Annotated in this window: 12 protein-coding genes; 4 read left to right on the top strand and 8 right to left on the bottom strand. The window is 51.9% G+C overall.

All coding sequences use genetic code 11. The annotated features are described in order from the left end of the window. Positions 1 to 14: 14 nt before the first annotated feature. Positions 15 to 614 (top strand): TetR/AcrR family transcriptional regulator, encoded by a 600-nt coding sequence (locus tag ACFQ0N_RS22045; protein WP_379330247.1) that lies wholly within the window; start codon positions 15 to 17, stop codon positions 612 to 614. 39 nt (positions 615 to 653) lie between these two features. After that, positions 654 to 1,139 carry a DedA family protein gene (locus tag ACFQ0N_RS22040; RefSeq protein ID WP_379330245.1) on the top strand — a complete coding sequence of 162 codons (486 nt, stop codon included), beginning with the start codon at positions 654 to 656 and terminating at the stop codon, positions 1,137 to 1,139. Positions 1,140 to 1,237: 98 nt separating this feature from the next. Here ACFQ0N_RS22040 and ACFQ0N_RS22035 read toward each other — a convergent pair whose 3' ends face one another. From ACFQ0N_RS22035 to ACFQ0N_RS22025, 3 genes are read right to left on the bottom strand one after another with little or no spacing between them, the layout of a single operon-like run. Further along, complete coding sequence (locus ACFQ0N_RS22035; protein WP_379330243.1) at positions 1,238 to 3,112, bottom strand: ABC transporter ATP-binding protein; 1,875 nt, start codon at positions 3,110 to 3,112, stop codon at positions 1,238 to 1,240. Then, complete coding sequence (locus tag ACFQ0N_RS22030; protein ID WP_379330240.1) at positions 3,096 to 4,871, bottom strand: ABC transporter ATP-binding protein; 1,776 nt, start codon at positions 4,869 to 4,871, stop codon at positions 3,096 to 3,098. The genes ACFQ0N_RS22035 and ACFQ0N_RS22030 overlap by 17 nt, the downstream gene beginning before the upstream one ends. Next, positions 4,849 to 5,319, bottom strand: a complete 471-nt coding sequence (locus ACFQ0N_RS22025; RefSeq protein ID WP_379330238.1) for a MarR family winged helix-turn-helix transcriptional regulator — start codon at positions 5,317 to 5,319, stop codon at positions 4,849 to 4,851. The genes ACFQ0N_RS22030 and ACFQ0N_RS22025 overlap by 23 nt, the downstream gene beginning before the upstream one ends. 575 nt (positions 5,320 to 5,894) lie before the next feature. On the opposite strand from ACFQ0N_RS22025, the gene ACFQ0N_RS22020 reads away from it, so the two are divergent. Both ACFQ0N_RS22020 and ACFQ0N_RS22015 read left to right on the top strand, forming a co-directional pair. Further along, complete coding sequence (locus ACFQ0N_RS22020) at positions 5,895 to 6,503, top strand: carbohydrate-binding family 9-like protein (protein WP_379330236.1); 609 nt, start codon at positions 5,895 to 5,897, stop codon at positions 6,501 to 6,503. Between the two features lie 43 nt (positions 6,504 to 6,546). Continuing rightward, complete coding sequence (locus ACFQ0N_RS22015) at positions 6,547 to 7,377, top strand: SMP-30/gluconolactonase/LRE family protein (RefSeq protein ID WP_379330234.1); 831 nt, start codon at positions 6,547 to 6,549, stop codon at positions 7,375 to 7,377. A 331-nt stretch (positions 7,378 to 7,708) separates the two neighbouring features. Here the strand turns inward: ACFQ0N_RS22015 and ACFQ0N_RS22010 are convergent, their stop codons facing one another. The 5 genes from ACFQ0N_RS22010 to ACFQ0N_RS21990 form a co-directional block, all read right to left on the bottom strand. Next, positions 7,709 to 8,539 carry a carbohydrate ABC transporter permease gene (locus ACFQ0N_RS22010; protein WP_379330232.1) on the bottom strand — a complete coding sequence of 277 codons (831 nt, stop codon included), beginning with the start codon at positions 8,537 to 8,539 and terminating at the stop codon, positions 7,709 to 7,711. 26 nt (positions 8,540 to 8,565) lie between these two features. Beyond that, positions 8,566 to 9,447 (bottom strand): carbohydrate ABC transporter permease, encoded by an 882-nt coding sequence (locus ACFQ0N_RS22005; protein ID WP_379330230.1) that lies wholly within the window; start codon positions 9,445 to 9,447, stop codon positions 8,566 to 8,568. Positions 9,448 to 9,573: 126 nt separating this feature from the next. Continuing rightward, positions 9,574 to 10,920, bottom strand: coding sequence for an ABC transporter substrate-binding protein (locus ACFQ0N_RS22000; protein WP_379330228.1), 1,347 nt, complete (start codon positions 10,918 to 10,920; stop codon positions 9,574 to 9,576). A 144-nt stretch (positions 10,921 to 11,064) separates the two neighbouring features. Next, positions 11,065 to 12,645 (bottom strand): response regulator, encoded by a 1,581-nt coding sequence (locus ACFQ0N_RS21995; protein ID WP_379330226.1) that lies wholly within the window; start codon positions 12,643 to 12,645, stop codon positions 11,065 to 11,067. Further along, positions 12,642 to 14,444, bottom strand: coding sequence for a sensor histidine kinase (locus tag ACFQ0N_RS21990; RefSeq protein WP_379330224.1), 1,803 nt, complete (start codon positions 14,442 to 14,444; stop codon positions 12,642 to 12,644). The genes ACFQ0N_RS21995 and ACFQ0N_RS21990 overlap by 4 nt, the downstream gene beginning before the upstream one ends. Positions 14,445 to 14,618: the final 174 nt, after the last annotated feature.

Genomic DNA, 14,618 nt, shown 5'->3' with positions numbered 1-14,618 from the left:
CGGAGTTGAAGCCGGTGAACAAAAGACAATTGCAGAGCGAACAAACGAAACGCCGCATTGCTGAACTGACCAGGCCGTTATTTGTCCAAAAGGGCTTTGCCGGCACTTCAATTGAGGATATTGTGGCGGCGACGGGCAGCAGCAAAGGCAATATTTATTATCACTTTGAAAATAAAGAAGGGCTGTTTCTCTATTTATTCGATGAATGGGACCGGGAATGGGAGGAGCAGTGGGAAATTCAGGAACGGCAGTACGGTTCGACAGCAGATAAAATGTATGGCTTCGTCCACCATTTGATCGAGAACGAATTGAATCATCCGCTCATTCAGGCGGCGGACGAATTTTTTGGCCAGGAATGGGTGCGCAGCGATATTCAGGAGCGAATATTGCAAATGATCGAGAAGCGGGTGCGTTTCAATCAGGGGCTGCTGCAGCAGGGGATGGATCAAGGCGAATTTAAGCCAGACGATGCCGGGCTGCTGGGCATCATTTTTGAAAGCTTGCTTATTGGCCTGAGCGAAATGTCGCGCAAATGCAGTCTTGAGGACACCATCCGCTTGTATAGTAAATCGATCTCGGTTTTTCTGCACGGCATTATGGTAAAAACGCAATAAGGGTCATCGTTAATACCCGGGATTGGAGTGGCACCGAGAATGAATCAAATTGAAGAAATCATTTCACAATACGGGTATTATGCGATTTTTTCATTGCTTGCGCTGGGTATAGTCGGTTTGCCGGTACCGGATGAATTTTTGTTGACCTTTGTCGGCTACTTGGTGTCTACGAAAGTGCTGCAATTTGTCGGAGCGGTCGCAGTCTCTTTCTGCGGGACAATGTCCGGGATGATGGTCAGCTACTGGCTGGGGCGCAAGGTTGGGAAGCCGTTAATATGGAAATATGGCAGATGGATTAAACTGACCCCTGCACGGATGGAAAAGGTTGAGAGCTGGTTTGACAAGTATGGGCCGTGGACCATCGTGTTCGGCTACTATATTCCGGGCATTCGCCATCTTACCTGCTACATGTCCGGAGTTAGCGGCATCAGTCTGCGCAAATATCTGCTCTTTGCCAGCGGCGGCGCGCTGATCTGGTGCGTTGCGTTCATTACGATCGGTTATTTTATCGGTTATCATGTATAAAAGGCTGCGTCAGCGCTCCCGCGCGTGAATTGACGCAGCCTTTTGTGTTGTGCATATGTGCCTTGCGCGCATCAGTCGTTGCTTACTTCACCTTGATCTCAACCGATGCGCTTGAACTGGCTTGTATACAGCTCGTAGTAGAAGCCGCGCTGCTCCAGCAGTTCCTCATGACTGCCCCGTTCGGTTATCTCTCCGCCGTTAATGACGAGAATTTGATCGGCTTCGCGAATTGTACTCAGGCGATGGGCAACGACAAAGCTGGTGCGTCCCCGCATCAGCGACTTTAACGCTTCCTGAATATGCATCTCGGTTCGTGTATCGATACTGCTCGTCGCTTCATCCAGTATGAGAATGGCGGGATTGGCGAGAATGGCTCTTGCGATTGTGAGCAGCTGGCGCTGGCCGTGGCTGAGATTGCTGCCGTCAGCTGTAAGCGGCGTATCGTACCCGAGCGGCAATTTGCGGATAAAAGCGTCGGCGTTAGCCAGCTTGGCCGCAGCTTCGATCTGCTCGTCGGTCGCGGAAAGATTACCGTATCGAATGTTCTCGCGAACGGTATCCGAGAAAAGATAAGCATCCTGCAGCACAATTCCCAGCTGCTGCCGCAGCGCTTGTTTATCCCACTTATGCAAAGGTATGCCGTCGACAGTGACCGTGCCCTGTTCAATATCATAAAATCTGGTCAGCAAATTGACGATTGTCGTTTTTCCGGCGCCGGTCGGCCCGACCAAAGCGATCGTATCGCCCGGCCTCGCATGAAGCGACACTTGCTTCAATACCGGTACGTCTTGCTTGTAGCTGAACGTCACATTGTCAAAGATGACCTCGCCTTGAACCGATTGCACGATTGACCCGTTGCCGCTGCCGTTGGTGGTGCTGGTACCATCGCTTGTGGCGGCGCGCTCAAATTCAGTCCTTTCATCCAGCACTTCGAAGACGCGCTCGGCTCCGGCAATCGCGGACTGGATCATATTGAATTGTGTCGCCAGGTCATTGATCGGCCGGCTGAATTGCCGGGAATAGTTGAGAAAACTGACGACGATGCCGATCGTAGTATAGGAGCTGATCGCCATCCACCCGCCAACGGCTGCAATTAAGGCAAAGCTGGAATTGTTAATGACATTGTTTACCGGCCCCATTAATCCAGACATAATTTGTGCACGTATCCCGACATCTCGCAGCTGCTCATTATGCACCTGAAACTCCTGCAATGTTTTTTGCTCGCGATGGAAGGCTTTCACCACTTTTATGCCGGATATATGCTCTTCGATATAGCCGTTCAACTCCCCCAGATGCCGCTGCTGTGCCGAAAATTGCTTGCGGGTCCGTTTGGCGATTTGCCCGGTTACGAACATAGTAAGCGGGATCGTGATGAGGCTGACGATTGTCAGCCACAGATTGAGCCCGAGCATGAAAGCGAGAGAACCGATGATAGTAAGCAGGCTGGTAATGAATTGCGATACGCTTTGATTGAGCGAATTGGACACATTCTCAATATCGTTTGTCGTGCGGCTCATCAACTCACCATGCGTTCGCGTGTCGAAATAGTGCAGGGGGAGCTTTTGCAGATGAGCGAAAAGATCATGCCGCAGCTCGCGGACAGTATGCTGCGACACGCCTGCCATCACATACGCCTGCAGCCAGTTGGCAACGGTGCTGAACGCATAGACCGCAAGCAGGATAAGGCAAAGCTGCACCAGCCCGCTATAATCGTGCGGGATAATATAATGGTCGATTGCCCGCCCGAGCAAATAAGGGCCTACGAGCGTGAGGCCGGTGGCGAGCGCTGTTAATAGGACGACAGCAACAAGTCCCGCCCGCTGACGGCCAAGATAGCTCCATAAGCGCAGCAAGGTGGGCCAGAGCCGCTTGGGGCGCACCTTTGGGACCATGCCGCGCGCCCCGGGGCCGCCGCCGGGCCCGCCGAAGCCAGGCGGCGCTTGCTGATGTTTCTGTTTAGGCGATCCCGTCATGAGTCAGTTCCTCCTTGCCCAGCTGTGAGTGATAAATATCCTGATAAACGGCGCAGCTCCGCATCAGCTCATCATGCTTGCCGATGCCAACGATCCGGCCCTCGTCCATGACGATTATGTTGTCCGCATCGAGTACCGAGGAGATGCGCTGAGCGATGAGGATCGTGGTGCTTCTGCCGGTCTGTTCCTTCAGCGATTGCCGGATGCGCGCTTCGGTAGCGAGATCAACCGCGCTCGTGCTGTCATCCAAAATAAGAATCGGCGCGCGTGTCAGGAGGGCGCGTGCTATCGAGATCCGCTGCTTTTGCCCGCCGGACAAATTAACGCCGCGCTGTCCGATAATGGTATCGTAGCCTTCGGGCATGCGGGATATAAATTCATCGGCCTGCGCCGCCCGCGCGGCAGCGATGACGTCTTCTTCGGATGCGTCAGGCTTTCCGAAGCGGATATTATCGCGGATCGAACCGCTGAAGAGGATCGCCTGCTGCAGCACCGTACCGACATGGGTGCGCAGATGTTCGAGCCGGATGTGCCGGATGTCAACGCCATCGATCAAAATTTTGCCCGAGGCAGGCTCGTAGAGCCTGGATATAAGGCCCACCAGCGTAGATTTTCCCGAACCGGTCGAGCCGAGGATGGCGACCGTCTGCCCCGGTTCGGCAGTAAAGGAGATATCCTTCAGTTCATAATCGCGCTGCTTCTCAGAGGATTCGGCCGATGCATGGGAATTGTAGCCAAAGGATACGCGGTCAAATTCAATCCGCCCGGCCCTAATGACGCCGGTTTTTGCCGCCTCCGAATCGGCAATTTCCGCTTCCGTCTGCAGCACTTCGCGAATCCGGTCCCCGGAAGCCTTCGCCCGCGAGACGGAAACCATCATCATGCCTACCATCAGCAGGGAAGAGAGGAGCTGCGTGACATAGTTAATGAAGGCGATCAAATCCCCGATCGCCAGCTTGCCGCTCCAGTTAAGATCAGCTCCGAACCAAAGAACGGCGACAATGCTGGCATTCATAATAAACATCATGATTGGCATATTGATGGCGACAATGCGCGCGGCTTTCACGGCGATGCCGGTAAAATCGGCATTGGCCCTGGCGAAGCGGCTGTTTTCGAAGACGGAGCGGACAAACGCTTTGACGACCCGAATGCCGGACAAATTCTCCTGCAGGACGGTGTTGACTTGATCCAGCTTGTTCTGCACTTGGGAAAACAGCGGAAACGAAGTGCGGATCAAATAGGACTGCGTCGCGAATAAGAGCGGTACGGCGATGACGAGAATGATTCCGAGCCGCGGGCTAATAATGAATGCCATGATGCAGCTGCCGATTGCCAGGAAGGGGGCGCGCACGAGGACGCGAAGAGTCATTTGCACCAGGGTCTGCATCTGTACAACATCATTGGTCAGTCTGGTAACGAGCGAGCCGGCATGGAAGCGGTCAAGATGGCGGAAGGAGAGCGATTGCACTTTGGCAAACAAATCTCTGCGCAAATCGGCGCCAAAATGCTGCGAGGCGATACTGGAGTAAACGGTACAGCCTACGCCGCCGATCAGTCCGATAATGGCAACGCCCAGCATCAGCAGACCAGTGTCACGGATGTAGCTGGTATCTTTGTTCATCACCCCTTCATTGACAATGTTCGCCATCAGCAGCGGCTGCAGCAGATCCATCGCCACCTCAAGCAGCATAAGCAGCGGCGCGAGCAATACAGGCAGCCAGTACGGCTTTAAATAGTCAGTCCAGCGTATCTTCCGCATGCTGCGGCAACACCTCCTTTTCATGCACATTATGGTACATATGGAGAAGAAGACGGCGCAGCAGACGCTTCTCTTCCTCGGTTATGCCTCTGAGCGCATTGGTCTCGCTGGCATGCAAGGCCGCGCGGACTTCTTCGACCGCCGCGCGGCCCTTGTCGGTAAGAAAGACGCGCGAGACGCGGTTATCTTTCGGATCGGGCCGCCGCTGCACATGCCCGTTCTTCACCATTCGGTTGAGCATCACCGTAACGGTGGCGGGCTTGACACGAATTTTAGCGGCCAGCTCGCTTTGGCTGATGCCGTCGTTGCGGGAAAGCTCAAACAGGACCGGAGGCTGCCCAGGATGGACAGCCTGATCCTTGAGTGAAAGATGTGAATTGTAATGATGCTGACGCATAAGACGAGCCATCAGGCCCATTAATGGAAATTCCGGGTCGGTTGGTTGCAAGGCCAGTCGCCTCCATTTTGGATTGTAATTTAATTAGTCGGCTAAATATAAAGTAAAAGGATTATAACAAATTGTCAAGATATGCGGGTCGAATAGGGTTTGGCGGAGGCTTTCCCCACAACTAACTGGATTTTATGCAGGTAGAATACCCGGAACAGACGATTTTTGCGGTCTAACTGGAAATCATCCAATTAGTTCGGGCCAAATCGAGTCTATCCTTCTCTATCTCCCATTCTAACTGTAGGTTTTCCGTCTAGTCCGACTATCTAACGAACAAAACAAAAAACGAACTGTAGAAAATCCATTTAGTCGCCAATATGAATTAATCCCCGCTCAAGGTCCGTTGCACCCAAGATCCCGAAGAACCGCCACAGCCGTCGATGCTTAAGTCTTAAATGGCTATATCCTTTTGGGAATTGTCATGGTAAAATATTACACAGAAAATTGCGCTGGAGAGGGAATATAGCATTTTCTGCAGGAAGCTGCAAGATTGAAAGCGTGAAGCAACGCTGGAATCAGCAATTCCAAATGGCATGGCAAATTAAGATGGAGCAGGATTGGGGTGTTTGGCGACGATGACGGAACGGAAGATTGCAGCAGATTGCCATTATGTTGACTATGCGGAGAAGGTTTGGGAACAAATTGAAGGAACGCCGCTTGTAGATGTGGTCGATGGCGGCGCTGTCCGGGAAGCAACCAGCTTCAAGACATGCTGGGACGATGAAAATTTGTATGTGCGCTTCGATTGCCAGGATCATTACACGGTGGCGAATTATACGAAACGCGATGATCCGTTGTATGACGAGGATGTCGTTGAGCTGTTTATTGATGAAGAAGGCAACGGTACGCGGTATATGGAGTTTGAAATCAGCCCGGCGAATGTCATCTTCGATGCTTTAATCGAAAATCACGGCAATGGCAAAATTACAGTGAATCTAGACTGGAATGCAGATGGACTGGAAACGCAAGTACATACTGCCGGGAATGAACGCACCTATTTAATCCGGCTGCCGCTTAGCCATTTCCGGCAAAAGCCTGAGCATGGCACGGAGTGGCGGGTTAATTTTTACCGGATCGATGCCCAGCCGGACGGAACACGGGAGTTTCAGGCGTGGTCGCCGACAGGAGCCGTCGATTATCATATTCCGTCCCGTTTTGGCACACTGCGTTTTGTTCGCAGCTGATTGATCAATGCAGCATTATACGGGGAGAAGGAGTGTTAATCTGATGGAAGCGACTAGTGTGAAGCTGACAGCCGAGCATGTGTTTACCGGCGGCATTGAAGGGCCGGCCTGCGACCGCAAGGGCAATTTGTATGTGGTTAATTACGGCAGGCAAGGGACGATCGGCAAAGTGACGCCTGCAGGTGATGGGGAATGCTGGCTGGAGCTGCCGGCAGGGAGCACCGGCAACGGCATCCGCTTTAATCGGGCGGGAGATATGTTCATCGCCGACTATACCGGCCACAATATATTGCGAGTGGATATGGCCAGTAAAGCCATTTCAGTGTTTGCGCATGAGCCGAAGATGAATCAGCCGAATGATATTGCGATCATGCGCGACGGTACGATCTTTGCCAGTGATCCGAACTGGGACGAGAGCACAGGGAATTTGTGGATGATCGATTCTGCTGGTGTCGTCAAGCTGCTGGAGCAGGATATGGGGACGACGAACGGCGTCGAAGTCGGGCCGCGCGAGGATGTGCTTTATGTCAATGAATCGGCGCAGCGGCGGATTTGGGCATATGATCTGAATGCGCGCAAAGAACTATCCAATAAGCGGCTGCTGATTGAATTTGACGATTTTTCACTGGACGGGATGCGCTGCGATATGGCAGGCAATCTCTATGTCACCAGACATGGCAAAGGTGTCGTGGCAAAGCTTTCGCCGGCGGGAGAGCTGCTGGCGGAGATCCGGCTTGACGGAACGGATTGCACGAATCTGTGCTTTGGCGGGCCTGACGGCAAGCAATGTTACGTCACAGTGGCAGATAAAGGTGCGGTGCAGACGTTTCGCGTCGATACGCCGGGTCGCTGCTGGGGAATGTGGATGGATTGAAATGTAGACAAAAGCCTTTTGCCGGCCCCAGCGGTCAGGCAGAAGGCTTTTGTCTAATAGCGATGAGCTGAACGGCGGGGCTTGCGCGGACCGCAGATCCGTTATCTGTGAACAAAACAGCTAATTGGTGTGCTTGCGGACCGTGGTTCCGTTATTTGCCTCAAAACGGCACGGAAACCCGGAAAAATCGGCAAATAACGGATCGTGTGTCCGGAAAACTCTGAATGAGCCGGGTTTTGACAAAATAAAGGATCGTATGTCCGCGAAACCTCCGAATGAGCCAGTTTTCGTACAAATAACGGAATCCTGTGTCCCGCATGCCTCCCAATCATTACTCCTTGACCGCCCCCGCGCTTAACCCGTTCTCTACTTTCTCCTGAAAAAGGAGATAGACGATGACGGTCGGCACGATGGTGATCATAATACTGGCGAAGGTCGGTCCCATTTGCACTGCACCGTACTGGCCAACGAAGGAGAAGAGCGCCATCGAGATGTTATACATATTCTTATCGGAGATAAGCAGAACGTTCCAGATCAGGTCATTGTAGATGCTGAAGAAAGCGAGAATGCCTGCGGTCGATACAGCCGGCATCGTCAGCGGCAGCAAGATGCGGAACAGCAGCGTCCTCGGCTTGCAGCCGTCGATTACAGCGGATTCGTCGATTTCCTTGCTGATGCCCCGCATGAAGCCTGTCATCAGAAAGATCGCAAAGGGCAGCTCGATCACTGCGTACAGGACAATAAGCGCGAAATAATTGTTGAAGCCGTTGACCGTCCCGATCATCCGTGAAATTGGAATCATGAGGGAAAAAACGGGAATCATCAGACCGGTAATAAAATAAACATAGACGATTTCCCGGAATTTGAATGAAATGCGCGATAGCACGAATGAAGCCATCAGTGCCAGCAATAAAGCGAGCAGTGTGCCGGCAGCAGCATAGAAGAACGAATTGAGTACTGCCCAGAGCATGTTGCCGTCGACGATAGCCTGCTTGTAATTGGACCATAGCCAGCCGGCGGGTAGCGAGAATACCGCATCGCCGTATATTTCCGTGTTATCTTTTAAAGAATTTTGGAACGAGAACAGCAGCGGATACAGAAATACGGCAGAACAAAACGCTGCGAAAATATAAACCGGAATGCGAAAAGGGGATTTGGTCATGACTGGATTCACCTGCCTTCTCTAATTTAGCGGCCGTCTTTGGAGCTCATCAGCTTGTTGAGCAGGATGGTGAGCAAGAAGCCGGTTACAATAATAAAGGTGCCGATGCTGTTGCCCATGCCGAAATTGTTATATTTGAACGATTCGTTATACAGCATGGTGGTTGGGACATCCGTCGCGCCGTTCGGTCCGCCGCCGGTCATGACGAAGATTTGCCCGAATACCCGGAGTGATTGGGTGACGGCCAGCACCGAGAAGATTTTGAACGTTTCTTTCATAAGCGGAACGGTAATGTAGAGGATCTTTTTCCAGCCTACGGCCCCGTCAAGCGCGGCAGCTTCGTATATTTCATCAGAAATCGAGACAATGCCGCTGGCAAAAATAATCATGTTCAAGCCGGAGTATATCCAGGCGTTGACGACGACGACGACGTAAATCGCGATCGCTGGTTGACCGAGCCAGTCCTGCTGCAGCACGCCGAGTCCGAACAACTCGAGCAGCTTGTTGACGAAGCCGCCTTCGCCCTTGAGCAGAAATTGCCACATCAAGCCGACGGAAGTAAGCGGAAGAATGGCGGGCATGAAGTAAGCGACCTTGAAAAAGCGGCGTCCGCGCATTTTGCTTGTAATGATCAAGGCAAGTGAAAAGCCGATCGGCAAAATCAGGACAAATGAAGCGGCGATAAAAACGCCAACGTTTTTAAGCGAGCGGTAAAATTCCGGCTTGTGGAACATTTCGGTATAATTGCTCCAGCCAACATATTCCAGCGGGACGCTCTTAATGCCGTTCCAGCTGAAAAAGGACATATAGGCCGTTTGAAACACCGGGACAATAAAAATGAGCGTATACAGTATGAAGACGGGCAACAGAAACAGAACGACAGTTGGATATACTTTGCGTCCGAACATTCCGGGGCCTCCTTGCTTTTTGGAATCAATGAAAAACGCCGCCCCGCCATCACTAGTCCGCGCCAGCGGGCGGGATGATGCGGGACGGACGCGTCAGCTTGCCGGGAATCGCCGCATCGGCTTCCCTTACTTGCGGTTGGACTCTACGAAGCTCTGAATATTATCGGCCGCTTTTTGCGGCGGATTGCCCGCAAACATGCCTTGAATTTCATTCCGTACTTTATCTTGCAGCTGGGCGATTGGATCGTAAGCGTACAGCTCGCCTTTGAATTCGGATGCTGTCGCTTGCGCAGCCATGAACGCTTGTGTAATCGGATCGACAGCAGTCGGGTCGACGGTCATTTTGACCGGATAGACGCCGCCTTTTGTGAATTCCAGGTAATATTTAAATGCATCTACTGAAGTAAGATATTTCGTCAGCTTGATCGCCGCTTCCAACTCCGCGCCTTTCGCTTCCTTCGATACCGAGTAGCCGCCAGCGCCGCCGAACCATACATTTTTCGTATCAGGCGAGTCGGCAAAGCCCGGGAACGGAATGACGCCGATCTTGTCCTTCAATGCGGATTCTGCGAGTTGGCTAATGCCCCAAGAGCCTTCGTACAGCATGGCGCTTTTGCCTGCAATAAAGTTGGCTGTAATGGCATTATTGTCTGTCGTTACGAGGTTGTTGCCCAGAATGCCGGCATCCTGCCAATCTTTCATCAGCTGCAGCAGAGAAACCATATCCGCGTCGTTCCATTTGGCTTGGCCGGATACGAGCGCTTCAGTTTTGGCTTGGCCGAACTTGGTTAAGGATAGATTGGTCAGCATGTGGCCGCCACGGAAGTTTTCCTTGTCGGCAATCGCCATCGGTGTAATGCCGATCGCTTTAAATTTCTCTGCGACCGCTTTCATTTCTTCGACAGTTGCAGGCGGAGCCATGCCGATTTTCTCGAACAGTTCTTTGTTATAATAAATTGCAATACTGTAAAATTCTGAAGGTACGCCGTAAGTGCCTTTCAAATCCTTGTACTGCCAAGTATCGAGCAGCGGGAGGAATGCGCCGGACCACTCCTTGTCCTCGTCCAGGTAAGGCTGAAGATCGAGCGCAATGTTTTTGGCATAATCTTTGAAGGCCTCGCCTCCATAGTTCGTCCAGATATGCGGCACATTGCCGGTTGCCAGGCTTGTCTTCAGCTTGTTATTGAATGCGTTCTCATCATTAAGCGACTCATCAACAACCTTAATATTCGGATTTTCTTCCATAAACTTTTTCAGCAAATTTTGAAATGCGACTGCCGCCGGGCTTGTGCCGGATGCGCGTGACAGAATCGTAATGCTTACTTTCTCGCCTTGCGGCTTGCCGTTATTCGCGCCCGTATCGGCGCCGGCGGATTCGCCCGCGTTCTTCGATGATCCGCATCCTGCAGTAAACGCTGCCAAAATTAATGCGACGGTTAATACAAGGAATGCGCTTCTCTTTTTGTGTACCATTGCCAAAGCCTCCCATGATGTGTAGTTGTGAAATCAATTATATAGACCGGCACGAAGAGGTTGAAGGGAATATCTTTACGCGATCGGTGCGATTTTTACGTTTTGGTAAAACTTCGCGAGACTTTCTTCTGCTGCGCCCGCTCTTCATGGCTCTTTTGCCATAAACCGGGAAGGCGGCAATCCGAACTGTTTTTTGAAGCATTTGCTAAAATATTGCGTATCGGTAAAGCCGATCTGTTCGGCCAGATAAGTTAAATTTTGGCAGCCCTCCTGCAGCAGCTCCTTGGCCTTGTCCATACGAATTCTTGTCAAATAGGTCACGACGGATACCCCGGTTTCTTTCGTAAAGATACGGCTTAAATAGCTGGGGTTAATATGCAGGCTTGCGGCAATCGCATTCAGATCGAGCGAAGGATCGGCATAGCTGGCATCGATAAAACGCTTCGCTTTTTCTACCAGTCTGGCCGGAGTTGAGCGTTTGTGCGTTTCGCTGGCGCCGATCGCTTTCGTATATAGGCCGGCGATCCAGGCCTCGATTTGCTCCAGCGTTTCCAGCTGCCTCACAGTGGCAGGCGGATCGAATGAATCTGCAAGCTCCGCATCGACCGACATGCCCGTTTCGGAAGCGTGCAGCTTGAGCGCGATAACAAGTTCGCTCAGCAGCAAATAAAGGTACTCAAGCGTCGTTTCTTCGCTTCTGAAGCGGGCAAAGATGGTGCCGATCGTCTCCAGCGCTCCGTCAAGACTGCCAAGGCGGAGCTGGATCAGCAAGTCTTCCCGCAATGCAGACAGTTGCGGGGCCGGCTTCGGCGCAGGCAGCTCTTGGAAACGGATGATCCGGTCGCCGCCCTGCAGTGTACGGTATGCTGCCGCTGCAAGAGCTTCCCGAAAGCTTGCTGCAATGCCGTCCCATCCCTCCTTCACTTGCCCGATGCCGATTGTAACAGTAGAAGCGCCTGCGTTTCGTATCTGCTTCATGGCAACTCTGCATGTCTGCATTATGTTGTCCAAGCGGCTGTTCATGTATGACGGATCCGCATCGGCGATTACAGTGAAGCCTTCTTCATCGGCCAGGATTTCCAATCCCGGCAAGGCGGCAAAGCAATCGCTCAAGACGGCATAGACAGAGGCTGGCTTTTCCTCAGGGGAGCCCCCGAATTGATCGGGGCTTGCCGCAAGTACAATAAAGCCGCTGCCGCTCAATGCCGGGCAGTAGAGTGCAAGCTGATCCGGATCGGGAAGAGCAGAACCGCCCGCAAGCAGCTTCCGCAGGAACTGCCTCCGCAAAATGTCGTGACTTTCCTGCAGCTGCTGCTGCATCGAGGCGTTCCTATTCCGCTCGTTTTCCTCATGGCGGATTTGCTCGGACAATGCTGTTATCGCCGCTCCCAGTTCAGCCGTATCGACCGGTTTCAGCAAATAATCGTTGGCACCGGCCTTTAATGCCGTCTTGGCGTATTCGAATGTGCCGTAGCCGGTCAGAATGATAATTTTTATAGGAGGATACAGCTCCCGGGCCTTACTGGCGAAGGCCAGACCGTCCAATATCGGCATATTAATATCCACGACGGCAAGCTGGATCTCGCGTTCGGCAAGCAGCTCCAAGGCGTCTTCTCCATTGTCGGCTTCGGCGGCGATCAAGCAGCCAAGCTCCGGCCAGTTCAGGCCATGCTTTAGCCGCTCGCGCACCAAATATTCATCGTCCACGATCATCACCCGAATCATGCTTCACCCTCCTTTAATTTCTGCATTGGCAGCGTAATGGTAATTTTCGTGCCTTCCCCCGGACTGCTTGCAATCTGGAGCCCATATTCCGGACCGAAGTACAGCTTGATCCGCTCGTTCGCGCTTTTCACGCCGAAGCTCTTCGAGTCGGGGGCTTCATAGGCCGGACGAAGCAAACGCCGAGCTGTCTCGGCTTCCATCCCTGCGCCGTTATCCGTAACTTCGAGAACGATCCGGCCGCCTTGCGGGAAGGCCTTGATGGCGATCTGTCCTTTTCCGCGTTTATGCTTCAGACCGTGATAGACGGAATTTTCGACAAGCGGCTGCAGCAGCAGCTTGACTGTGGCGCAGCTGCGGATCGCAGGATCGGCATCAATTGTATAGTTTAATTTGTCCCCGTAACGAACCTTGAGAATGTCCAAATAATGCTGCGTAATTAACAGTTCCTCGCCAATTGTGATAATCGGGCTGCCTTGGCTGAGAACGCCGCGATAGAAGCGAGCCAGTTGATTGACGACTTTAATAATATCGTCATTGCGTTTCAATTCGGCCAAACCGCAGATGCTCTCCAGCGTATTATACAGAAAGTGCGGATTGATTTGGGCCTGAATCGCCGCAAGCTCGTATTCCTTGCGCCGCTTTTCTTCTTCCACATGGCTTTGCATCAGCGACTTCGTACGGCTGACCATTCGATTGAATTCCAGCGCCAGCTCGCCGATCTCGTCGCGGAATTCCAGATCGAGCGAAACGTTGAGATCGCCTTGCTTTACCCGTTTGACTGTTTCTTTAATGCGCTGCAAAGGTCTGGTAATCGATTTTGTAATGAGCAGTGCAAGGATTACGGCAATGGCGATAAAGCCCAAGCCCACCGTGATCATGCGCTGTGTAAGCAGACTGTTGTCTTCGGTTATTTCGCTGATCGGCACAATACCGACAATTGTCCAGCCCATTCGCTCATATTTGCGGGATATGACGAGGTAATCGACGCCGTTCATCGTGAAGGTTCGGCCTCCCTGCTGCAGCATCTCCGGATAATATGGCATATCGGCAATGGAAGCGGTTAATTGTTCCTGTTTTTTGCCGGAGACAATCTGTCCTTTATCATTGATGATGAATATGTCGCCGGTATGGCCGAGACGAATATTGGCATACTGCTCGCTAATATAGCGTTCATCGATCGATAATTGCAAAATCCCAAGCGAGGCAGCGGTTTCCTGCGAATTAAACCGTTGAAACAACGAAACAATATGAGCCGATTTGGAGTCCTTTAAGTAATTGCTCTGCGCCGTTTCTTTCCACGCCAGCCCGAAGGCGGAAGCTTGGAAACGGTTGAAATATTCGCCGCTGATGTCTTCAATCTTCTGCAAGCCGCCGGAATCATATATATTGTGGTATTTATCGTACATAATGATCGCGTGGACGAACGTTTTGCCGTCGACGATGCTGCTAAGCGCGTTCTGTACCGTAATGTAACGCCGATAGTAAGCGAGCGGTGTATCTGCAGACGGCTCAGCGGCGCCGATCAGCGTTTCTTGTATAATTCGATTCTGAATAGCGATCTTCGCAAAGTTCTCCGCATTGTCGAAAATAAGGTCAAGCTTGTCCGAAACAAGAACCAGATTTTCCGAAGTGTTGTGGATCGCTTTCTGAATCAGAATACGTGATGAAACCTGATAGGTGGATATGGCGAGCGCAACAATAATAAGCGAGAGGGCCGCCGTAAAGAAAAGCATAATCCGTCTGTGTATCGATTGGGCGAATGCCCACTGAAAGAGACGCCTGAACAATGCAGCCAGCATGGGCATAACCTCCTCCGCGGCCAAATTAAATTACCTTATAGTACAAATCATATCGTAAAGCCGTTAGCCCCATTTGTCCAATGGAATAGTAAGCCTTTCAAACTCGCCTTTCAAAATTCGTCCTTGACAGGATGCCGGAAATATTTTAATATCCTAATCATGAAAACTAAAACG

This window comes from Paenibacillus sp. GCM10027626 (genome assembly GCF_042676285.1).
Classification (GTDB): domain Bacteria; phylum Bacillota; class Bacilli; order Paenibacillales; family Paenibacillaceae; genus Paenibacillus_Z.
Note: the sequence above shows the minus strand (reverse complement) of the source record. Positions and strands in the feature narration are given on the sequence as shown.

Bases quoted from the DNA above. Each gene is read 5' to 3' on its own strand.
- ACFQ0N_RS22040 (WP_379330245.1), top strand. From the start codon at position 654: ATGAATCAAATTGAAGAAATCATTTCACAATACGGGTATTATGCGATT.
- ACFQ0N_RS22035 (WP_379330243.1), bottom strand. From the start codon at position 3,112: ATGACGGGATCGCCTAAACAGAAACATCAGCAAGCGCCGCCTGGCTTC.
- ACFQ0N_RS22030 (WP_379330240.1), bottom strand. From the start codon at position 4,871: ATGCGGAAGATACGCTGGACTGACTATTTAAAGCCGTACTGGCTGCCT.
- ACFQ0N_RS22020 (WP_379330236.1), top strand. From the start codon at position 5,895: ATGACGGAACGGAAGATTGCAGCAGATTGCCATTATGTTGACTATGCG.
- ACFQ0N_RS22015 (WP_379330234.1), top strand. From the start codon at position 6,547: ATGGAAGCGACTAGTGTGAAGCTGACAGCCGAGCATGTGTTTACCGGC.
- ACFQ0N_RS22010 (WP_379330232.1), bottom strand. From the start codon at position 8,539: ATGACCAAATCCCCTTTTCGCATTCCGGTTTATATTTTCGCAGCGTTT.
- ACFQ0N_RS22005 (WP_379330230.1), bottom strand. From the start codon at position 9,447: ATGTTCGGACGCAAAGTATATCCAACTGTCGTTCTGTTTCTGTTGCCC.
- ACFQ0N_RS22000 (WP_379330228.1), bottom strand. From the start codon at position 10,920: ATGGTACACAAAAAGAGAAGCGCATTCCTTGTATTAACCGTCGCATTA.
- ACFQ0N_RS21995 (WP_379330226.1), bottom strand. From the start codon at position 12,645: ATGATTCGGGTGATGATCGTGGACGATGAATATTTGGTGCGCGAGCGG.
- ACFQ0N_RS21990 (WP_379330224.1), bottom strand. From the start codon at position 14,444: ATGCTGGCTGCATTGTTCAGGCGTCTCTTTCAGTGGGCATTCGCCCAA.